Source organism: Vibrio sp. MMH1-50 (assembly GCF_022347645.1).
Classification (GTDB): domain Bacteria; phylum Pseudomonadota; class Gammaproteobacteria; order Enterobacterales; family Vibrionaceae; genus Vibrio; species Vibrio harveyi.
Window position 1 is genome coordinate 1 of the sequence record NZ_JAKRGG010000053.1, and the last position, 21,783, is coordinate 21,783.

22 protein-coding genes are annotated in these 21,783 nt (G+C 44.4%); 18 read left to right on the forward strand and 4 right to left on the reverse strand.

Annotated elements, in window-relative coordinates:
• Window positions 1-187: 187 nt before the first annotated feature.
• From MHO32_RS23665 to MHO32_RS23675, 3 genes are all read left to right on the forward strand, one after another.
• On the forward strand, window positions 188-886 hold the full coding sequence (locus MHO32_RS23665) for an aspartate/glutamate racemase family protein (RefSeq protein WP_239214515.1): 699 nt from the start codon (window positions 188-190) through the stop codon (window positions 884-886).
• A 48-nt stretch (window positions 887-934) separates the two neighbouring features.
• Window positions 935-1,108: a hypothetical protein gene (locus MHO32_RS23670; protein WP_162860695.1), complete on the forward strand. Its 174-nt coding sequence runs from the start codon at window positions 935-937 to the stop codon at window positions 1,106-1,108.
• Between the two features lie 136 nt (window positions 1,109-1,244).
• Window positions 1,245-2,000 carry a 5'-methylthioadenosine/adenosylhomocysteine nucleosidase gene (locus MHO32_RS23675; RefSeq protein ID WP_239214518.1) on the forward strand — a complete coding sequence of 252 codons (756 nt, stop codon included), beginning with the start codon at window positions 1,245-1,247 and terminating at the stop codon, window positions 1,998-2,000.
• A gap of 94 nt (window positions 2,001-2,094) precedes the next feature.
• Here MHO32_RS23675 and MHO32_RS23680 read toward each other — a convergent pair whose 3' ends face one another.
• On the reverse strand, window positions 2,095-4,431 hold the full coding sequence (locus MHO32_RS23680; protein ID WP_047516149.1) for a putative bifunctional diguanylate cyclase/phosphodiesterase: 2,337 nt from the start codon (window positions 4,429-4,431) through the stop codon (window positions 2,095-2,097).
• Window positions 4,432-4,972: 541 nt separating this feature from the next.
• Here MHO32_RS23680 and rbsD point away from each other — a divergent pair.
• From rbsD to MHO32_RS23730, 10 genes are all read left to right on the forward strand, one after another.
• On the forward strand, window positions 4,973-5,392 hold the full coding sequence (gene rbsD, locus MHO32_RS23685; RefSeq protein WP_009696124.1) for a D-ribose pyranase: 420 nt from the start codon (window positions 4,973-4,975) through the stop codon (window positions 5,390-5,392).
• A gap of 24 nt (window positions 5,393-5,416) precedes the next feature.
• The gene (rbsA, locus tag MHO32_RS23690; protein WP_239214521.1) at window positions 5,417-6,922 is read left to right on the forward strand and encodes a ribose ABC transporter ATP-binding protein RbsA; all 1,506 of its coding nucleotides are present in this window, start codon (window positions 5,417-5,419) and stop codon (window positions 6,920-6,922) included.
• Window positions 6,919-7,902: a ribose ABC transporter permease gene (rbsC, locus tag MHO32_RS23695; RefSeq protein ID WP_005452248.1), complete on the forward strand. Its 984-nt coding sequence runs from the start codon at window positions 6,919-6,921 to the stop codon at window positions 7,900-7,902. The genes rbsA and rbsC overlap by 4 nt, the downstream gene beginning before the upstream one ends.
• Before the next feature lie 92 nt (window positions 7,903-7,994).
• Window positions 7,995-8,873, forward strand: coding sequence for a ribose ABC transporter substrate-binding protein RbsB (gene rbsB, locus MHO32_RS23700; RefSeq protein WP_005452246.1), 879 nt, complete (start codon window positions 7,995-7,997; stop codon window positions 8,871-8,873).
• Between the two features lie 203 nt (window positions 8,874-9,076).
• Window positions 9,077-9,994, forward strand: coding sequence for a ribokinase (rbsK, locus tag MHO32_RS23705; RefSeq protein ID WP_005452244.1), 918 nt, complete (start codon window positions 9,077-9,079; stop codon window positions 9,992-9,994).
• Between the two features lie 15 nt (window positions 9,995-10,009).
• Window positions 10,010-11,017 (forward strand): substrate-binding domain-containing protein, encoded by a 1,008-nt coding sequence (locus tag MHO32_RS23710; protein WP_005452243.1) that lies wholly within the window; start codon window positions 10,010-10,012, stop codon window positions 11,015-11,017.
• A 226-nt stretch (window positions 11,018-11,243) separates the two neighbouring features.
• The gene (locus MHO32_RS23715; RefSeq protein WP_005452242.1) at window positions 11,244-11,462 is read left to right on the forward strand and encodes a hypothetical protein; all 219 of its coding nucleotides are present in this window, start codon (window positions 11,244-11,246) and stop codon (window positions 11,460-11,462) included.
• 158 nt (window positions 11,463-11,620) lie between these two features.
• The gene (pnuC, locus tag MHO32_RS23720; protein WP_005452241.1) at window positions 11,621-12,358 is read left to right on the forward strand and encodes a nicotinamide riboside transporter PnuC; all 738 of its coding nucleotides are present in this window, start codon (window positions 11,621-11,623) and stop codon (window positions 12,356-12,358) included.
• Window positions 12,359-12,362: 4 nt separating this feature from the next.
• On the forward strand, window positions 12,363-13,094 hold the full coding sequence (locus MHO32_RS23725) for a nucleoside phosphorylase (RefSeq protein ID WP_017190705.1): 732 nt from the start codon (window positions 12,363-12,365) through the stop codon (window positions 13,092-13,094).
• A 122-nt stretch (window positions 13,095-13,216) separates the two neighbouring features.
• A complete protein-coding gene (locus tag MHO32_RS23730; RefSeq protein ID WP_005452238.1) occupies window positions 13,217-13,897 on the forward strand; it encodes a Crp/Fnr family transcriptional regulator in 681 nt (226 codons plus the stop codon).
• A gap of 84 nt (window positions 13,898-13,981) precedes the next feature.
• Here the strand turns inward: MHO32_RS23730 and MHO32_RS23735 are convergent, their stop codons facing one another.
• A complete protein-coding gene (locus tag MHO32_RS23735; protein WP_005452237.1) occupies window positions 13,982-14,137 on the reverse strand; it encodes a DUF3012 domain-containing protein in 156 nt (51 codons plus the stop codon).
• A 302-nt stretch (window positions 14,138-14,439) separates the two neighbouring features.
• On the opposite strand from MHO32_RS23735, the gene MHO32_RS23740 reads away from it, so the two are divergent.
• Genes MHO32_RS23740 through vctC form a run of 4 tightly spaced genes read left to right on the forward strand, consistent with a single transcriptional unit; the run spans window position 14,440 to window position 18,007 of the window.
• Window positions 14,440-15,348 (forward strand): siderophore ABC transporter substrate-binding protein, encoded by a 909-nt coding sequence (locus tag MHO32_RS23740; protein ID WP_009703143.1) that lies wholly within the window; start codon window positions 14,440-14,442, stop codon window positions 15,346-15,348.
• Between the two features lie 22 nt (window positions 15,349-15,370).
• Entirely contained in the window at window positions 15,371-16,306 is a 936-nt protein-coding gene (gene vctD / locus MHO32_RS23745; RefSeq protein ID WP_020197540.1) for an iron chelate uptake ABC transporter permease subunit VctD, read from the forward strand.
• Complete coding sequence (gene vctG, locus MHO32_RS23750) at window positions 16,299-17,249, forward strand: iron chelate uptake ABC transporter permease subunit VctG (protein ID WP_009696071.1); 951 nt, start codon at window positions 16,299-16,301, stop codon at window positions 17,247-17,249. The genes vctD and vctG overlap by 8 nt, the downstream gene beginning before the upstream one ends.
• A gap of 2 nt (window positions 17,250-17,251) precedes the next feature.
• Window positions 17,252-18,007, forward strand: a complete 756-nt coding sequence (vctC, locus tag MHO32_RS23755; RefSeq protein ID WP_047516118.1) for an iron chelate ABC transporter ATP-binding protein VctC — start codon at window positions 17,252-17,254, stop codon at window positions 18,005-18,007.
• 86 nt (window positions 18,008-18,093) lie between these two features.
• On the opposite strand, the gene cueR is transcribed toward vctC, so the two are convergent.
• A complete protein-coding gene (gene cueR / locus MHO32_RS23760; RefSeq protein ID WP_005437780.1) occupies window positions 18,094-18,480 on the reverse strand; it encodes a Cu(I)-responsive transcriptional regulator in 387 nt (128 codons plus the stop codon).
• Between the two features lie 109 nt (window positions 18,481-18,589).
• The gene (locus MHO32_RS23765; protein ID WP_005452232.1) at window positions 18,590-19,561 is read right to left on the reverse strand and encodes a helix-turn-helix domain-containing protein; all 972 of its coding nucleotides are present in this window, start codon (window positions 19,559-19,561) and stop codon (window positions 18,590-18,592) included.
• Window positions 19,562-19,677: 116 nt separating this feature from the next.
• Between MHO32_RS23765 and MHO32_RS23770 the strand changes: the two genes are divergently transcribed.
• Window positions 19,678-21,684 (forward strand): TonB-dependent siderophore receptor, encoded by a 2,007-nt coding sequence (locus MHO32_RS23770; RefSeq protein WP_045487382.1) that lies wholly within the window; start codon window positions 19,678-19,680, stop codon window positions 21,682-21,684.
• Window positions 21,685-21,783: the final 99 nt, after the last annotated feature.

Consider the following 21,783-nt stretch of genomic DNA (forward strand, 5'->3'; position numbering starts at 1 on the left):
CGATTCTTGATTTAGAGTGACTAGATCTTTAAATCGTCGCCGCGTCTACAAACCAAGTCATTCTCGCTGAACCTAGCATCTCGAGGTTACTTGGGTATAAAACATTGATCAAAAATAAACCTTTCTTTCAGTAAGTTATGCTAGTTTCTGTAAAAGTTGAACAAAAGCTAAATATACAAGGAAGAAAATGAAAACGATAGGTCTGATTGGTGGCATGTCATGGGAGTCTACCGCAAACTATTACCAAATTATTAACCGAGAAGTGAAAGCGCGCTTAGGTGGTTTGCATTCAGGTAAAGTCTGCTTGTACAGCGTCGATTTCGCCGAAATTGAAACGCTGCAACACCAAGGCCGTTGGGATGATACTGCAATCATTCTCGCGCAGGCAGCAAAATCAGTGGAAGCGGGCGGTGCAGATTTTATTTTGATTTGTACAAACACGATGCACAAAGTCGCAGGCCAAATTCAGCAGGCTGTTAATGTACCGCTTGTTCATATTGCCGATGCGACCGCAGAGCAGCTGGTGGTGGATGGCATTAAGAAGGTTGGTTTACTTGGTACGCGTTTTACCATGGAACAAGACTTCTATAAGCAGCGACTTATCGATAAATTTGGTGTTGATGTCGTCGTACCCAGTTCAGATGACCAGACGATTGTTCATGACGTTATCTACAACGAATTGTGTAAAGGCGAAGTGCGTGATGATTCGCGCCAACACTACCTCACCATTATTGAGAAACTCGTGGAACAGGGGGCTGAAGCAGTCATTCTGGGTTGTACTGAAATCGCGATGTTAGTTGAATCTCAGCACACTGACGTCAAGCTTTATGACACAACTGAAATCCACGCGAAAGCAGCGGTAGAAAAAGCCCTCGACTCAAAGTGAGACTTCGCTTAACAGGCTTAATCAGATCAACGAACTCAAGGAAGAGTGATGAACTATCGATGCGGGCAATGCCGCCAGTTTACTCGTCAAAAAGGTAGCGCAGATATTTGCGGTGCATGGGGGAATCCAACTGATGCAAAACGTCCAGCGTGTGACTATTTTATGCCAACCGTTAGCGCAAAAGAGCGTGTCGCTTCTTCAATGAAAACCAAAAATGGCTAAGTCTTTCTCATTAATTGAGAATTTCTTAGCCAATCAGTATGCATTGACCAATGCAAACGATTGCTCGGTTTGGGATGTGTTGTATAATCTGCGTCGCGTCACACTTTGGTGACATGTATTACATTTCAGGACTCCCATGTTGAAGAAATCTCTTGCTCTCATGCTTGCTGCGTACTCACTTCCTTCCGTTGCAGGTTCTACCATCGGTATCGTTGGTGCGATGGATGTTGAAGTTGAAGCGCTATTACCAAAAATCCAAAATCAACAAGTAAAGAAAATCGGTAGCCATCGCTTTTATATGGGTGAGTTAGAGGGAAAAACGGTCGTTGTGACTCAATCGGGTGTTGGTAAAGTCAATGCAGCGATGACGACAACCCTTCTGATTGAATCTTTCGGTGTTGACCAACTTATTTTTACAGGTATTGCGGGCGCAAGTGATCCGAAATTGGATCCGCTAGACGTGGTCGTCTCTACGCGTTTGGTGCAACACGATGTGGACCTAACCGCATTTAACATGCCGAAAGGCTTGCTGCCTGATTATGAAGAGCGTTACTTCTACGCCGATAAAACACTGCAAAAGTATGCATTCGATGCCGCCGTTGACACACTTGGGAAAGAGAGTGTTTATCGAGGCATTATCGCATCAGGTGACCAGTTCATTGCGAGCAAAGTGAAGGTAACCAGCATTTACCAAGAATACAACGCGATGGCGGTAGAAATGGAAGGCGCAGCGCTAGGTCAAGTCGCAGACGCTTTCAATGTACCTTACGTAGTGATTCGCACGATCTCTGATAAAGCGGATGGCTCAGCAGATGTTGTTTACTCAGACCTGAAGAAGGCAACTGCAGACAATTCTGCAAACATTACTCTGAATATGCTGAAACGCATGTAATTGAAAATAGGTTCGGCAAACTTTTGCAAGCCGTAATAAGACGAAAAAGCAGCACTTAGAATGCTGCTTTTTTCTTGAAGATTCGCTTCACCCACTAAGCGATGTGCGTGCTCTTGAACGGCTGATCGTTTGCAGATTTCCACCAATGATCGAGTTGCTCTTTGTTCATTGGCTTACCAAACAAATAGCCCTGCATAAAGTCGCAGCGGTAAGAAGAAAGCCACTCGTGCATCACGTTATGCTCAATGCCCTCAGCCGTAACGGTCTTATTCTGTGCATGACACAGTTCTATAATTGGTTTGATGACATGCCCATTATCGGTGTTCATCAGGGTTAACAAAAACTCTCGGTCAAATTTGATTTTCTGTACCGGGTACTGCACTAACTGCGTCAAAGAAGTATAACCAGAACCAAAGTCGTCTATTGCCAGTTTGTAACCTAGTCTCGATAGCTCATCGAGTAGGGCTGTACCTTGTTTATCAGACGCAAAAGTTTCGGTAATTTCTAGCTCAATACAATGCGCAGGAACACCATTTTGTGATGCTTTATCATGGATGAATTCCGCCATAGACAGTGAGTTCAGTTCTGCAGACGATAAGTTGATGGACAAAATAATGTCTTTCCCAAAGATATTTTTGAGCTGGTGGTATTCCGCCATGGCATTCGCGAATACCCAGCGGTCAATCTTTTCGAACAAACCGGTTTGTTCAGCAATAGGAATGAACTCTTTTGGTGGTACTGAACCGATCCCTTCAGCTTCCCAACGTAATAGGACTTCCAAGCCTTCTATCTCGTTGGCATTACTGTTCATGTATGGTTGGAAAACAAGATGAAACTCTTCTTCAACGTTAGCTTTGCGCAATGCGCGTTCAATTTGGCTACGACGTTGAGCCTCGATATTGAGTGCTGCAGAATAGTAAGCGTATTGGTTTTTACCAGCACGCTTAGCTTGGTACATTGCTGCGTCTGCACTCGATAAGAGCTTGGCGATATCACCACCGTCTGTTGGGTATTGAGCGATACCCACGCTGGCTGTTACTGGAAATGAGTTTTTCGCTGACTGAGTTAAGTTGTTAATTGGCTTTAGCAACTCCGCGGCAAACAGATCGGGTATGTCGCTATTCTCTTGATTAGAACTGAGTAAGATTGCGAACTCATCACCGGACAAACGCGCACCGAAACATGGGCTATTGTATTGTTGAGTGAACTTCTGACACGCATTTTTGATGTGTCTGGAGAAGACTTGCAGCAACTTATCGCCCAGTTCGTGACCGTATTTGTCGTTGACGTATTTGAAGTTATCTAGGTCAATATAAATTACCCAAAGCTGATCTGAAGGATCCGCCAGTTCACGGCTTGCAAGTTCATGGAAGCGATGACGATTAGCAAGTTGAGTTAAGTGGTCGGTTTCTGCCAAACGCTTGGTCTTGTGGTAGACGTTGTTCAGCTCTTCATACATATCAAAGAAGCGAGAAGAAAGGCGTCCAATCTCGTCATCAGTGTCTAGTTTTTCAATGTTAGCACGCTTGTTGGACTCAATTTCTCTAAGCTGTTTGTCTAAGTGGGATACCGGGCTAAGTACGTAACGATACAGCACCAAGACAATTAATGTGATGGTACAAAACGAGGCAATGCCAAACGACAATGCCAGTTCTAGCCAGACCTTATCGACCTTATTCCACATCAGATATTCTGCTGGCGATAAAATGGCATAGAAATGGGGTAGAAGTTCAATCGTCTGGGCGAGGGGAATATCTAAGATAATCGGCTTGTCAGAAAAGGTAATCACGCTGTGCGTATCAAATTCGATCTCATGTTTGATGTCATTGAACGCTTCGAGTGACACAGACACGATAACAAAGAAAACGTTTTGTGGGTCAAAGCTTAACGGGGGTTCTCCGGTACGTTTATCAAACAACTCATATTGCAATAGAATGCTTTGCCCGCTGCTGTTGTAAATAAAACCGGTATGGCTGACATCCCCATTGGCTTTATAGCTTTTGTCGACATACTCAAGGATCTTAGGGTCCACTCGACCATTTGATTCGTAATATTGATTTTCGGTGTAGTAGAGAAGGTCTTGTCTACCATCGAGGATCGCCATGTTGGCATCCCCTCGGTACCCGTGGCTGAGCACCTCTATGGTTTCATCTAAACGTTTGAACAGTTGCCTCTCACGATAGCGGTTATCATGATTTACAAAATAATCTTGCAGTACCTCGCTTTTACCCAAGGTATAGGCATAACTGTTGAGAAAAATGTTGGCTTGGCGAAACTGTCCAGCGAGCTTTTCCATTTGCAGCTGGATATAGCTGTCTTCCCTTTTGATTAGCGTGACTTTTTGAATGCTATAGATGATGTAACTCGACACCAGTGCGCTAATTAGAATGACAGGGGCGACAAGCAAAACGACTCTGTTGCTTAATTTCATGTATTTCTTACTTTCCGTTTGTGTCCCTACAAACGCTTCTAACCTGAGAGTATTACCTATTGGTGCCTACCTGAGGTATCGAACGGATGATGATACTTTCCTTGTATTCGAGGAAATTGTAAGTGTGTGTTTTTCGAAAGTCAGTCAGGTTTCCGATATTTGTGATGCTGTGTGAGGTTTTTTCATGTTCACAGGTGTCACCGTCTCATAAATTGAACAGATTTATTCCAGCGAAAAGATCTTCAACTCATTCGTCCGACTTATGAATTCAGATTAATACCGATTGAATGGAAGTCTCTCTCCCGTTCAATAGATGTCATCGAAACGTTTCGATGGCGAAGTGTGACCTCAATATCTTTTTTTTAATCAGTTAGCACTCAATTACGGATCATTCTCACACCTTATCGATCTGCGACTGGTCAATTCTCCTTGGCGTTCTATTATTGCATCGAAACGTTTCGATGAGTGTTTTGTCAATATAGAAATTAGTCCAAGAGAGACACTCACAGTTGTATGAACGTGTAACCGAAAGGTCGATGAGATGAAAAAAAGTACCCTAATTAACTCAGAAATTTCTTACTTGGTGGCGACGCTGGGTCATACCGACGAAATCACCATTTGTGACGCGGGCTTGCCAATTCCTGATCATGTACAACGTATTGATTTAGCGTTGACTCATGGCGTACCTGGTTTCCTTGATACCGTTCGCGTGATTCTGTCTGAGTCCCAAATTGAAGGGGTCATCATTGCTGAAGAATTCGCAACAGTTAGCCCAGTTCACCACGATGCGCTGATCTCTGAACTAACCAAAGAGAGTGAGCAAACAGGTAAGCAAATCGCGATTAACTATGTATCGCATGAAGATTTTAAAGTTCGTACAGAACAAAGCCGCGCTGTTGTTAGAACAGGCGAGTGCACACCGTATGCGAACGTGATTTTCCAAGCTGGCGTGGTGTTTTAAGCCACAACTAATTGAGGACAAATTATGACTCAAGCCATTCTACAACTAAGCGACATTGAGAAAGCCTTCCCGGGTGTTAAGGCGTTGGATAAAGCCAGCCTTAATGTATACCCGGGTCGAGTGATGGCGCTGATGGGCGAGAACGGGGCAGGTAAGTCGACCTTGATGAAAGTGCTTACAGGCATCTACCACATGGATGCAGGAAGCATCAAATATCAAGGTCAGCCAGCGGCGTTTAAAGGTCCGCGTGATTCTCAAGAAGCGGGCATCAGTATCATTCACCAAGAATTGAACTTGATCCCTGAGCTGACGATTGCTGAAAACATCTATTTAGGTCGTGAATTTACCGGCACGATGGGACGTATTCAGTGGAGCAGAATGTACGAAGAAGCAGATAAGTTGCTTCAACGCCTTAACGTAAAGCACTCTTCAAAAACATTGCTTGGTGATTTAAGTCTTGGTGAGCAGCAAATGGTGGAGATTGCCAAAGCGCTGTCTTTCGAATCCAAAGTCATCATCATGGATGAACCAACGGATGCGTTGACCGACAAAGAGACGGAATCGCTGTTTAAAGTGATTAACGAACTTCGCGACCAAGGTTGCGGCATCGTTTACATCTCACACCGTCTGAAAGAAATCTTCGAAATCTGTGATGACATTACTGTGTTACGTGACGGCAAGTTCATTGGCGAATGCCAAGTTAAAGACACCAACGAAGATGGACTCATCGAAATGATGGTTGGTCGTAAGTTGGAAGAGCAATACCCGCGTATCGATGTGACGCATGGTGATGTTTGTCTTGAAGTGATTGGTTTGACGGGCTCGGGTGTTCATGACATTAGCTTCACGCTTCAACGTGGTGAAATCCTTGGTGTGTCAGGCTTGATGGGCGCGGGGCGTACAGAGTTGATGAAGGTGATTTACGGCGCGCTACCAAGTGAGCGTGGCGTCATCAACTTAGACAATAAGACCATTAACCCGGTTAGCCCACAAGATGGCTTGGCGAATGGTATTGCTTACATCTCTGAAGACCGTAAAGGCGATGGCTTGGTGCTTGGCTTATCCGTGAAGGAGAACATGTCTCTGTGTGCATTGGATAAACTTACCAAAGGCTTCCAAATCCAACATGGCGAAGAAGTCGTGGCGGTAGAAGACTTCATCAAACTGTTCAACATCAAAACGCCAACCCGAGACCAAATCATTGGCAACCTGTCTGGTGGTAACCAGCAGAAAGTGGCAATCGCAAAAGGGCTGATGACCAAACCCAAAGTTCTGATTCTGGATGAGCCAACTCGCGGCGTCGACGTGGGTGCGAAGAAAGAAATCTACCAGCTAATCAACAAATTTAAAGCCGATGGCATGAGCATCATCTTGGTTTCTTCTGAGATGCCTGAAGTGCTAGGCATGAGTGACCGCATCATGGTGATGCACGAAGGTCGAATCACGGGCGAATTTGAAGCGAAAGACGCCGACCAAGAAACACTACTCGCTTGTGCCGTAGGCAAGAAGATCAATGAGGAAGCAGCATGAGTACTAATACCATGAGCAAACCAAACGAAACGGGCAGCAAGAAGCTGTTCACTAAAGAGTGGCTGATTGAACAAAAGTCACTGATTGCACTGTTATTTTTGATTGTTGTCGTGTCATTTTTGAACCCGAACTTTTTTACGGTAGACAATATTCTTAATATCCTTCGTCAAACCTCAGTTAACGCAATCATCGCGGTAGGTATGACGTTGGTTATCCTGACCGCAGGCATCGACCTAAGCGTAGGTTCTGTACTCGCACTATGTGGTGCGTTTGCCGCGAGCATGATTGCATTAGAAGTGCCTGTGCTTATCGCAGTTCCGACTGCATTGTTCGCTGGTGCTGCTTTGGGGGCGATCAGCGGTATCATCATTGCCAAAGGTAAGGTTCAAGCCTTTATCGCAACACTGGTTACCATGACGTTACTACGCGGCGTAACCATGGTTTACACCGACGGTCGTCCTATCTCTACGGGCTTTACTGACACAGCAGATGCATTTGCATGGTTTGGCACAGGTTACGCACTTGGTATCCCGGTTCCAGTTTGGTTGATGGTGATTGTCTTTGCGGCAGCTTGGTACCTACTGAACCACACTCGTTTTGGTCGCTATGTGTACGCACTTGGCGGCAACGAATCAGCAACGCGCCTTTCTGGTATCAACGTTGACCGTGTAAAAATTGGTGTATACGCCATCTGCGGTATGTTGGCAGCGCTTGCTGGCATTATCGTGACGTCTCGTCTGTCTTCGGCACAACCAACAGCGGGTATGGGCTACGAGCTAGACGCTATCGCAGCGGTTGTTCTTGGCGGTACCAGCTTGATGGGTGGTAAAGGTCGCATAATGGGAACATTGATTGGTGCTCTGATCATCGGCTTCCTAAACAACGCGCTGAACCTACTCGATGTTTCTTCTTACTACCAAATGATTGCGAAAGCAGTGGTTATCTTGCTAGCAGTACTGGTAGACAACAAAAACAAGTAATTGATATTTAAAATAAAGAGCTCCATTACATCCTGAATACAAACCGAGCCAGAGGACGTGTGCTGGCTCACCCTACACAAAGGACTAGAACGATGAAAAAACTCGCAACTCTTATCTCTGCTGCACTTCTTTCTTCAACCGTATCGGTAGCGGCGCACGCTCAAGATACAATGGCGATTGTAGTTTCTACATTGAATAACCCGTTCTTCGTAACGATGAAAGACGGTGCAGAAGCGAAAGCGAAAGAACTGGGATACGACTTGATTGTACTGGACTCGCAAAATGACCCGAGTAAAGAACTGTCAAACATCGAAGACCTAACGATTCGTGGCGTAAAAGCGATTCTGATTAACCCAACAGATTCAGACGCTGTGTCAAACGCAATTCGTATGGCGAACCGTTCTAAGATCCCTGTGTTGACACTAGACCGTGGTGCAAGCCGTGGTGACGTAGTGAGCCACATCGCTTCTGACAACGTAGTTGGTGGCGAAATGGCTGGTCACTACATCATGGAAAAAGTAGGTGAGAAAGCGAAAGTTATCCAGCTAGAAGGTATTGCCGGTACGTCTGCGGCGCGTGAGCGTGGTGAAGGCTTCATGACAGCAGTGAAGGGCAGCAACATGGAGCTACTAGCAAGCCAACCTGCTGATTTTGACCGTACTAAAGGTCTGAACGTAATGGAAAACTTGCTTGCAGCGAACCCTGACGTTCAAGCAGTATTTGCTCAGAACGATGAGATGGCACTGGGTGCGCTTCGCGCAGTTCAAGCGTCTGGTAAAGATGTACTCATCGTTGGCTTCGACGGCACTGACGACGGCATTGCAGCAGTTAACCGTGGCAAGCTAGCAGCAACTATCGCGCAGCAGCCAGATCTTATTGGTGCTTTGGGTGTAGAAACGGCCGACAAAGTATTGAAAGGTGAGAAGGTTGAGGAGTACATTCCTGTTCCGCTTAAAGTCGTGACTAAGTAAGTTTAACTCCCAACTCAGTGATTCTTCTTTGTTGAAGATAATGGAGTGACCCAATGAATGTGTTGGGTCATTCCAAACAACAAAATGGTACGTTAGAAAACTGAATCTATTTGAATCGTAATACGCTTACGTTTTTTCAAAGAGCGTAAACCTATTACTCCTGTTCAAATATAAAGGGTTCATTCAGAACCGAGGATAACCGTATGAATAAGTTAGTGGTGTTAGGTAGTGTAAACGCTGACCATGTTCTTCAAGTGCCTTCTTTCCCTCGTCCAGGCGAGACGCTGCATGGTCGCAACTATCAAGTTATCCCAGGTGGCAAGGGTGCCAACCAAGCTGTTGCGGCAGCTCGATTAAACGCAGATATCGGTTTTATTGCGTGTGTGGGTGATGATTCATTCGGCATCAACATTCGTGAGAACTTCAAAATGGATGGCATCGATATTGCAGGCGTGAAAATGCAGCCGAACTGCCCAACGGGCATTGCCATGATTCAAGTGGCGGACAGCGGCGAGAACAGCATTTGTATCTCCGCAGAAGCCAACGCCAAGCTGACTGCAGAGGCGATTGAGCCAGATCTAGAGCGCATTCGTCAGGCTGATTACTTGTTGATGCAACTAGAAACGCCAATGTGCGGCATCGAGAAAGCTGCGCGAATCGCGAAAGATGCCAAAACCAACGTCATTCTGAACCCAGCGCCAGCGCGTGAATTGTCTGATGAGTTACTGTCTTGCATTGATGTCATCACACCAAATGAAACGGAAGCGGAAGTACTAACAGGTGTGACGGTAACGGACGATGACAGCGCACAAGAAGCGGCAAACATCCTGCATTCGAAAGGCATTGAAATCGTCATGATCACGCTCGGTGCGAAAGGGGTGTGGTTGAGTCAAAACGGCCGCGGTGAAATCATTCCTGGTTTCCGCGTAGAAGCAACAGATACCACAGCGGCGGGCGATACGTTTAATGGGGCATTAGTCACTGGTTTATTGGAAGACTTACCTTTAGAATCAGCGATTAAGTTTGCCCACGCAGCAGCAGCGATCTCAGTAACTCGCTTTGGCGCGCAAACCTCCATTCCAACCCGAAAAGAGGTTGAGGAGTTTCTGGTTAAAAACTAATTAAGGAGTAATAACATGGCAACGATGAAAGACATCGCAAAACTGGCAGGGGTTTCCACCTCAACTGTGAGCCATGTTATTAACAAAACTCGCTTTGTCAGCGAAGAGATCTCGGAACGAGTCAACAACGCTGCCAAAGAGCTCAATTACTACGCGCCTTCAGCTTTGGCGCGTAGCCTCAAAGTCAATCGCACCAAAACCATTGGTATGCTGGTGACTACCTCAACCAACCCATTTTTCGGTGAAGTCGTAAAAGGTGTTGAGCGCAGTTGCTACCATAAAGGCTATAGCCTGATCCTGTGTAACACTGAAGGCGATAACGAACGCATGCGTGATTCCATCAATACGTTGCTACAAAAGCGAGTTGATGGTCTGATTCTAATGTGTTCATCGTTAGAAGGGGAGCGCATTGATGTATTTGAACGTTACCCTGATATTCCAGTTGTAGTGATGGATTGGGGACCAATGCTGTTCACAAGCGATAAGATCCAAGATAACTCACTTCGTGGTGGTTACTTGGCAGCCAAATACCTTATCGATTGTGGTCACAAAGAGATTGGTTGTATCACTGGACCATTAATTAAGCATCAAGCGCAAATGCGTTACGAAGGCTACAAACGCGCGATGATCGAAGCAGAGCTTGAGTTCAACGCCAACTGGATTGTTGAATCGGACTTTGAATGCGAAGGTGGTTATCAAGCCTTCAAAAAAATGGCGGAACGTGGTCCGTTACCAAGTTCTATTTTTGTTTCCAACGACATGATGGCCATGGGCGCAATTAACGCGGCAAATGAGTTGGGTATTCAAGTACCTGAGCAGCTTTCTATCATTGGTTATGACGATATCCACATCGCTAAGTTTATGTCGCCATCCCTCACCACTATTCATCAGCCTAAGTACCGTCTTGGACAAGCTGCTGTAGAGACATTGTTGCGTAAATTGGATGATAAGTCTGACGAAGCTCAGGTTGTGCAATTAGAGCCGACACTGATTGAACGTAAAAGTGTGAAGCGTCTCTCTTAGCTCAAAATTTATTCATTCTCAATAAGTTATAGACCTATACTTTTATTGAAGGTGCTTTTTATAAGGATTTAGGAAGCAACCCCACGCCTTTTGAACAATAAGCCCAACAAAATGTGATTTTTTGCGCGTAAAGTAAAAGATTTCGTGTAGAAATATTCCAAAAAGCTTATTATTAAAAGGGTCTATAAATAGATTTATAAATTATTGTAGCAAATGGAAAATTTTTATGTTCGTCAAGAGATACGCACTGCATTCAGTTAAGAGACCGTGGTTTCACCGTATCAATATTCTCTTAGTCTTATTCGTGTTTTCTTTGAGTGTTTATGAGTTGCTTGCCAATGAAGAATTCATTTACTTATTGGGTATCGCATTTACGTTCATAGCTACAGCACTATTTGCTGCGGCATCATCTTTCAAGAAGCGTTACTTAGGACATGAATCCTAAATAGTGACGAAGGAATAAGTGTGCTTCAGGCACTTTAAAGCAAGTATTGATCTGATTTATGATCGGGTACATCGAAGGGAGGACAAATGTCCTCCTTTTTGTTTGCTGCGAGGCAATAAGATGAGCACATCCCAAGCACAATAATAAAGGACATCTTCATGGACCTATTTGCCCTGTTAGACATCAATAACACCCTTGTTAATATTCCTATTGGTGGTGGCTATGCGATGAGTTGGATCGAAGCTTTTGGTACGGTTTTCGGTCTGCTTTGTATTTGGTTTGCGAGCCAAGAAAAAACCATCAACTACTTGTTCGGTTTGCTGAACGTAACACTTTTCGCCGTTATCTTTTTCCAGATTCAGCTTTACGGATTGCTTCTGCTTCAATTGTTCTTCTTCTGCGCCAACATTTATGGTTGGTATGCGTGGACAAGACCAAATGCACAAGGTGAGACACTAGAGGTGCGCTGGTTAAGCAAGCAGAAGCTCATCGCGACAGGTTCAGTAAGCATTGTTGCGATTGCGCTGTTAACCATCTATATCGACCCATTCTTTTTCGCGTTGGCTAACATTGCCGTTGATACGTTAAATGTGTTCGGTGCAGGTTTGTCTGAACCTGTGTTGGAGCCAGATGCTTTCCCATTCTGGGATGCAACTATGACCGTTCTGTCTATCGTGGCGCAAATCTTAATGACACGTAAGTACGTTGAGAACTGGATTCTTTGGGTCGTAATCAACATCATCAGCGTTGGTATTTACGCAACACAAGGCGTGTACGCAATGTCGGTTCAATACGCGATTCTAATGTTCATCGCAGCAAACGGCACAAGAGAATGGGCACGTAGTGCGAAACGCAATGGTGATAAGACCCTAACTCAAGCGACAGCGCAAGGTTAAGCCAATGATGAAACAACCTCATATTGGCGTAGACAACACCCAGATAGCATCGCGAGTGATCGTCTGTGGTGAGCCAGATCGAGCAAACCGTATTGCCGCGTTGTTTGATAACGCAGAATTGGTCTCTGAAAACCGTGAATATAGAGTATTCACTGGCACATACCAAGGTCAGCAAATCTCAGTATGCAGTACAGGCATAGGCGCTCCTTCGATGATCATTGCGGTGGAAGAGCTAAAACAGTGTGGTGTGACAGACGTGATTCGTGTGGGATCGGCTGGTGCGATGCAATCAGGCATTCAACTCGGTGAGTTGATAGTGGCTGAAGGCGCAGTAAGAGACGAAGGTGGTTCGAAAGCATACGTTCGCTCTTCGTATCCGGCTTACGCAAGCTTTTCGTTACTGAAAGCGCTGGATAGCTATTTAGCCGAAAAAGAGGCGCACTATCATTTAGGTGTGGTTCGCTCCCATGACAGCTTCTACACCGACGACGAAGAAGCGATCTGTGAGTACTGGAACAAGAAAGGTATTCTCGGTGCGGATATGGAGACCTCGGCTCTGTTTACTGTCGGTCGTTTGCGTGGACTGAATGTTGCCTCCATTCTGAACAATGTGGTTTTGTATCAGCAGGATGTGAAAGAAGGCGTAGGACAGTACGTAGACGAAGCGCAAGTGATGATGGAAGGGGAGCGTTTAGCGTCTTACGCTGCTCTTGAAGCCTTAATTGCGCAAAGTTAACTGGATCACAGCTTAGTTAATTTTTAAAGCGGCACTTTGGTGTCGCTTTTTTATTGGCTGTCATCAAACGATTCTAGCGAGTACAATCTATTTGAGATTGTTGTCATTAAAGAGAAACTCACGTGAAAATCAGCCCTTACTCAACCGGACGTTTCAAAAGCTTTCTAGAACAGAAAAGTGCCGAGTTTCGTGACTTAATCTATCAATGCCAAATCGGCAGTCGATACTTTGACTCTGGTGAAGAGATCCTTCGCCAAGGCGAGCAGCTTCAATATCTGTATGTTGTGCCAGTCGGTCGAGTTTCAATGAGTATTATTGCTGTCAACGGTCGTCGTTTTCAATTGGGTGAAGCCAATTGCGATTATCATATCTATGGTGAAATGGAGTACTTCACGCAAACGCCTTGTCAGTGGAACGTCGTCGCCGATGAACATATGCAAGTGGATATTATCTGCATCCAAAAACTGACTGAGGCATTGCATCAGCAACCTGACATGATGTTTTTCTTTGCTTCTGCTTTGGCGGAGGATTATCAAGATTCAATGGATATCTATACCAATCGCTTGTTGCACCCAATTACTTACAACATTGCTTATGATTTGCTAGTACAAAAGCAGACCAACACCTTGTTGGGTGGGTTTGACAAAGTAAACCAAGAAGCCGAAAGATTTGGCACGTCAGGACGCGTTTATCGTCGAGCGGTAAAAGATCTGATGGACAAAGGTTTGATCAGAAAAGGCGAGCAGGGGCTTGAGATTGTCGATGAAGCGGCACTAAAAACATTTCTTGATGCTTACGAATAACCCACAACGTTAGAATTCCGAAATACAATGTTGTGGGTCATCATGATCACTTTTTACTAAGAGCGATAAGCGCTTATTTCTAAATTAGAAAACACAGTGCTTAGCAAAATCGGAAGCTTCGTTAGCAGTCCAATCGCCTTTTGGTTTCTCTTTCATATCGTTACACCACGCTTCACTGCCAACTTCCGTACATGCCATTAGCTGTGCTGCTACAAATAAAACCAATGCTAACTTCTTCATTATCTAGTCCTTTTTAGTGAGTCATTTAAAAGAAGTATAAACATTCATTAAAGTGATAAATATTAATTTGATAACTTTGCGCTTACCGTCTCAAATTCGATATTGGTGAGGTGTAATTCGTTGATTTAGACCCACTAAACCTTTAAATCGCCGCCGCGTCTACAAACCAAGTCATTCTCGCTGAACCTAGCATCTCGAGGTTACTTGGGTATAAAGTTATTAAAGAATCGGTTGAATGCCTGATTGAGTAACGATATATTGCGAATGCGCATGATAATGGATCTCATTTAAGGCTTAGGATAATGGAAAAACTCGTCAGTGCGGCTCTTGTTTCGCTGCTAACAATCTCACCTGCTTTTGCTGCAACCGTCAAAATCGATCACTACATGGGAACGACAGAAGTCGAACAATCGCCAAAACGTGTGGTTGTGATTGGCTTTGGTCCACTCGATACACTCGACAGTTTTGGTATTGACCCTGTAGCGGTATCGAACGCCTCCCATCTTCCAAAGTACTTATCTAAGTACAGTAAAGCTCATTACAAATCGGCAGGTAGTCTGTTCGAACCAGACTTCGAAACCATCTACATGCAAAAACCAGATTTGATTTTGGTTGGTCCTCGCGGTTCGTCAAAATACGATGAGTTAAGTGAAATTGCCCCAACGGTAGTATTTGCTTCAGGCGAGAATGAAGATTACTGGCAAGGGACCAAAGCACAATGGCGAAATATTGGCAAAATCTTCAATATCGAGGATAAGGTCGAGCAAAAAATTACGAAGTTAGACGCTCAATTCAAAGCAATTCATGACTATAACCAAGCTCATAATAATGATGCGCTTACGATTCTAAGTATTGGTGACAACATCAGCGCATTTGGTGCGAAATCTCGTTTTGGGGCGATTTACACAGATTTTGGCTTTACAGAAACAGTGAAGAACCTCAAAACAGGCACGCACGGTGACGTAATCTCTTATGAGTTTATTCGCGAAGCTAATCCGAAAAATATTCTAGTTATTGATAGAAATTCACTTCACGCAAAGTCTGATCATGACCTCGCTAAAGCGCTGGATAACGATTTGGTTAAAGCGACTTCGGCATACAAGAACAAGAAAATTACTTTTCTAGATGTTGACGCATGGTATTTAGCAATGTCCGGCGTGACCGCAACGGAAAAGATGGTGAGTGAAATTAAACACACTATCGATCTGTAAGCGAAGCTAGCTGAGGTTAACTTTGAAAAAGTTATTGCTTGTTCTTGTTGTTCTAAGCGTTGCATCGTTGTTTGTTGGGGTGGCAAATATGACACCCCAACAGTTGTTTTCGGGCGATGCAAAAGCACTAGAGCTTTTCTTTACTAGCCGGGTTCCACGTTTATTTGCCATCCTTCTTGCGGGAGCAGGGCTAAGCATCGCTGGATTAGTGATGCAGCAAATTAGCCAAAACCGATTCGCCGCGCCTTCAACAACAGGCACGATTGAGTGTGCCATGCTTGGTTACGTAATGAGTGTGGTGTTTTTTGGTAATGGCGAACAGCTTTGGCTTGTCTTTGCTGTCTCTATCCTGGGTACCTTGATGTTCGTCCAGTTCATTCAACGTATTCAATTCAAAAGCGTCGTGTTTGTGCCGCTCGTGGGCATCATCTTTGGTAACGTTGTTGACGCTGTTACTACTTTCATTGCCTACAAATACGATGCACTACAAAGCCTGTCAGCATGGAGCGTCGCAAACTTTGCAAACATTTTGCGTGGTGATTTTGAGCTGCTTTATATTGCAGTTCCCGTCGCTCTTTTAAGTTACCTATTTGCGGCACGCATTTCTGCGGTTGGCATTGGTAAAGACTTTGCAGTAAACCTTGGGCTGAACTATCAGCAAGTGGTGACGTTAGGCGTACTTTTGGTGTCGGTAATGTCAGCCAGTGTGGTGATGATCGTAGGTCAACTGCCATTTCTTGGGCTTATCGTGCCAAACTTAGTCAGCTACTTCTACGGTGATAATCTCAAACGCAATATCCCGCTTACCGCTATGTACGGGGCAATACTTGTTTTAGCTTGTGACTTGGTTAGCCGATTGATCATCTTCCCTCATGAAATGCCGATTTCAATCGTGATCAGCATCTTGGGCGGAGTGGTGTTTATCGCGATGTTGTTGCGAGGTAAGCAAAGTGCGTGATTCCAAGAAACTGTTCTTATTGGCAGCCGTCGCGCTGCTTTTTGCTTTTTTGTTTATTGGTATTGGCTTAACAGCAGATAACTACCAGTACTTTTTGTCGCGACGTGTGCCTAAAGTGTTAGCTATGGTATTGGCGGGTATTGCGATTGCTCAATCTTCGTTGGTGTTCCAAACCATTACCCACAACCGGATTCTTACTCCAAGCATCATGGGGTTTGATGCGTTGTATGTGTTAACGCAAGTGCTGATTGTTTTGTTGTTTGGTGGTTTAAGCGCTCTCGTTCTGAATGTCTACATCAACTTCTCGATTGCTGTGCTGGTCATGGTGGGATTTTCGCTATTGCTGTTTGGGTTTTATTTTTCAAAAGGCGGGCGCAATCTCATCACTTTGCTATTGGTTGGGCTGATCTTTGGGCAGTTGTTTAACAACATTGCGGTGTTCTTTTCCCTTCTTATGGACCCAAATACTTTTGCGTTTGTGCAATCTAAACTGTACGCGAGTTTCAATAATGTGAAGGTGAACTTGGTGTATCTCAGTTCACCAATATTGCTTATCGCTTGCTGGTTGTTGTATCGCATGCATCGTACTTTAGATGTTTTTTGGCTAGACCAAGACAATGCTAAGAGTCTTGGGGTTGATGTCCCTAAAGTGACGCGCAATGTCTTTATTCTCTCTGCGGTTCTCATTGCTATTTCGACGGCTTTAGTCGGACCAATCATGTTCTTTGGCTTATTGGTGACAAACTTGAGCCGTGAAATGTTCCGCTCTTACCAGCATCGTACCTTGTTAATAGGTTGCTCTTTGATGGCAATTTGTGCCTTATTGTCGGGGCAATGGATTATAGAAAACGTCTTTTCATTTGAAACGACGCTGAGCGTAGTGATTAACTTTATTGGTGGTATCTACTTCTTGTATCTACTGCTGAAAAACAAAGTCGTATAAACATGATAGTTATAGATAAATTAACCAAAGCATTTGGTTCCAACAAAGTGGTTGATGGCGCGGATACCCAATTTGAGAAAGGGAAGGTGACATCGATTATTGGTCCAAACGGAGCAGGAAAGAGTACCTTGCTGTCCATGGCGTCACGATTGACCGAGCGAGATGGTGGTAGTGTCATGATCGACTGCAAAGAGATTGCAGATTGGGACACCAAAGAACTTGCGAAAAAGTTGGCGGTATTACGTCAAGCTAACACGATTACGATGCGTTTTACCGTAAAAGAATTGGTATCGTTTGGGCGATTCCCTTATTCAAAAGGCAACTTGTCCAAAGATGACCATGCGATTATCGACCAAGCAATTGACTACTTAGATCTGAAAGAAATTCAAGATAAGTTCTTAGATGAATTGAGTGGTGGTCAACGACAGTTGGCGTTTATTGCGATGGTGATAGCCCAAGATACGGATTATGTTTTCCTCGATGAACCATTGAATAACCTTGATATCAAGCATTCGCTACAAATCATGAGAATCGTTCAACGTCTTGCGCACGATATGAATAAAGCTATGGTTGTGGTGATCCACGATATTAATTTTGCAGCTTGTTATTCCGATGAGATCCTTGCTCTGAAGAAGGGTAAAGTGGTTGCCAGTGGCAAGGTAGATGAGGTAATTCAGGCGTCCACGTTAGAAGATATCTACGAGACACCTTTTAATATCATTGAGCTTAATGGCAAGCGTATGTGCACTTACCATTAAAGCGATATTTACTAAAACAGAATTACGTTAAAACATACTTAACCAGAACAATAGCCCTGTAAACCGAAATAGAAATGTTGATGAGCTTACTTGGTGAGCTCATCAATGATTGGACATCGGCTCTCGGCATCGCCCGGACAAGATGAAACCCAACCTTCTAATTGCTTTTTAATTTCCAACAAGTGAGCGATTTTTTGTTCCACTTCATGAAGTTTATCCATCGTACGCGCTTTCACTTCGCTACTTTTGCGATTTGGATTATGCGCCAGTTGCACAAATTCTTTGCATTCTTGCAGTGAGAATCCCGCGTTTTTTGCCCGGGAAACAAGGTTGAGCTCTTGGATGTGTTTGTCAGAATATTCGCGATAACCTGAATCGCTACGAGCTGGTGACGAAATGATGCCTTTGTCTTCATACATACGAATCGATTTAGAAGACAACCCCGTTAGTTTCGCAACTGCACCAATATTCATGATGACCTCTGTATTTCAGATAACCTTTCTCGCGAGTATAACGCCAAGTGTTTGTCTTCCCAAATAGCTTTGAGAGCAAATTTATTTTGTGGCGTTGACACGAATACCATCAATGGCTGTTTACGACCTCGTGTGGTGGAACACCAAACACTTTCTTGAAGGCGTTGGTAAAGTTTGATGGATGATGATAGCCCGCTTCGTATGCCGCTTCTGTGATAGTCACTAATCCGCGTTCCAAATGCTGGCGAGCGATCTCTAAGCGGCGATGGCGGATGTAACCATTAATAGTCATGTTAAAAGCCTGTTTGAAACGTCGTTGGAGGTTTGAAACGCTCATTGAAAACTCTTCTGCTAGACGTTCTAAGGTTAAATCTTCATCGAGATGTGTTTCTATGTAACTGACCACATTTTCTACGCGAGTGTCAGCGGAGCGATGCTGTTTTTCACATACCGCGCAGTAATCGTCAGGCATTTGCCCGATTGAGTGGGAAAGCACTTGGTAAATCAAGCTTTCGACCTCTATACGATCTTTCATATTTGTCGGAGATTCACGTTGAGTGAGAGATCGTGCAAGCTCAATTAACGTCTCATTAAGCTCCAGTGTGTAAAAAGCTTGGTGAGTTTCAATGAAGCGCTTGTGTCCACAATTTCCCGCCATTCTCGATTCTAACCAAGGTGGTTTAATAAGAATGTTGATCTTATTCATTCTGTTATTTTGAATCAGTGAGCGGCGGAAGTTAGCGGGTTTTGCTAGGTTAACAACCACACCTTGTGGTGCTTTGTTAGCGTCAAAGTCGAATTGAAGATCGTCATAGCCAAAAGATAGCTTTCCCTCAAGAAGGATAGTAATCAGTAGGGCTGAATGGGCAGTAGAGACTATATTGGAATCGACTAATTCGATGCATCGTCCGCCATGGACAAAGATCTGGTCGTTGTATTGGTAGGAGAGAAATTTCCCTTCAGCAAGCTGAGTTTGGCTGCTTTGACCTTGCGTAACAATTATTTGTTTTTCCGTCTGCTCAAGCTTTTTGGTGAGAGCTACTTTGGCAATTTTAGTTCTTTTTTTGGTCTCTGCCGCCATTTGACGTTTCCTCATAACACCTATGCGATTTTGCATAAGTGATTCGTCTTTGTATTTATGAATTGAGATCCTATCATGCGTGAGAATTATTATCATTTATATTTAGGAAGACGTTTATGGAAAGCCCTGTTCGCTCACCAATTAAGCTCTCAAGCCTATGCCTAGCAGTGGGGATGGCGCTTGCCCATCCAGCTTTAGCTCAAGATCAAGACTCTCACTTCGAAGAGGTAGTTGTGTGGGGGACGAAAGTATCCAGCAACACCGAATCAATGTTTGCTGACGATATGTCGCTCAAGCAAGCCGATCACATGTCGGATTTACTTCGTGATATTCCGGGCGTTGATGTGGGTGGTACGCACTCTGTCAACCAACGCATTACGATTCGCGGTCTTGGCGAAACCGACCTTGATATCCGTTTGGACGGAGCCTCTCAGCACGCCAACATGTTCCACCATATTGGTAATCTTACGCTTAACCCGGACATTTTGAAGTCAGCGGATATCCAAGTGGGTAATAACTCGGTAACTCAAAGTGGTCTTGGTGGGGCGGTGTACTTTGAAACCAAAGATGCACGTGATCTGCTGCGTTACGATGAAAACTTTGGTGCGCGTGTTTACGGTGGTTATGCGTCTAATGATAACCAACAGGGCTCTTTAACGCTTTATGGGCTGTTGTCTGAAAGCGTGGACGCTATGGTCTACGGTCACTATGTGACGCGTGATGACTTTAAAGATGGTGACGGAAATAAAACCTTTGGCTCGGAAGGTGACGTTTACAATATCCTAGGGAAATTAGGGTACGAATTTGGTGATATCCATCGCATTGAAATCTCTTACGACATGTACCGTGACAGTGGTGATTATAACCCACGACCTGATATGTCTGGTGGCGCGAACAATGGTCTATCCAACAACTTATTGATTCCGACTGATTATGATCGTGACACTGTCACTCTTAGTTATGAATTGCGCGGCGATCAACACCAAGGTGACGTAACACTTTACAACACCGAGACTGAAATTGTTCGTGATGAATCCGTAATGGCACCGCGTTGGCCGGCAAATCGTTTGTCGAAAAACACGGCGAAAAACCAGAACTTTGGTTTGAGTGCAAAATTCCAATCACTGCTGACATTGGGTGATTTTGATCATCGTGCGACGTACGGTCTTGATTACATGGATAAGACTTCGGAGAGTTACTACGGCAGCAGTAAGTTCATGGATGAATCCGCGGTCTCTACAGCGTTATTCGTTGAAGACCAATTCTTCATTTCTGATGCTCTCTCCATCACAGCGGGGCTGCGTTTTGACGATTACCAGCGCAAAGCAGAAACAGGTAACAACGATTACGATGAAGTGACATGGGCACTGGCAGCAGAGTGGGCAATAACACAAGACTGGACGCTATTTGCAAGCTCTCGTTCACTCTTCAAAGGTCCAGAATTAATGGAAACCTTTATCGCTTACCAAGATGTGGCTTACCTACAAGATGGTTTGAAACCAGAAACGGGGCAAAACACGCAAGGTGGCGTGCGCTTTGACAAAACCATGGATGCGCATTCATTTGGTGCAAATTTAACCTTCTTCCAAACTGATATTGATAACTACATTGCTGAAGAGTACCAACGTACTACGAAAACTTATCTTATTTACAATTTGGGTGATGTGGAAATCAAGGGCTTCGAAGCAAGTGCCTTCTATGGTTATGAAAGCTTCGGTAGCAAACTGTCATACTCTAAATCAGATACAGAGAACAAAGATACTGGTGGTCCTGTCGCGGGTGGCAATGGTCGCAGTATTGATATGGGTGACAGCATCTCGCTGACGTTGGATTACCAATCTGATTCGCTAGAAACCATCTTCGGTTGGAACTCAATGTTTGTTCTTGAAGAAGACAATGTGTTTGATGGTCAACCTAAGAAAGACAGCTACGATGTACATAACTTGTACGCACAATGGGTGCCTTCTGACATCGATGGTCTATCGGTAACATTTGGTATCGATAACGTCTTTGACGAGCTATATACGTCTCATGCATCTCGTTCGGGGACGGCCCGAGGTATTACTTTGGATGATTACGAGCCAGGACGTAACTATAAGTTATCGGCGGCTTATCAATTCTAATATACCCAAGTAACCTCGAGATGCTAGGTTCAGCGAGAATGACTTGGTTTGTAGACGCGGCGGCGATTTAAAGATCTAGTCATTCTAAATCAAGAATCG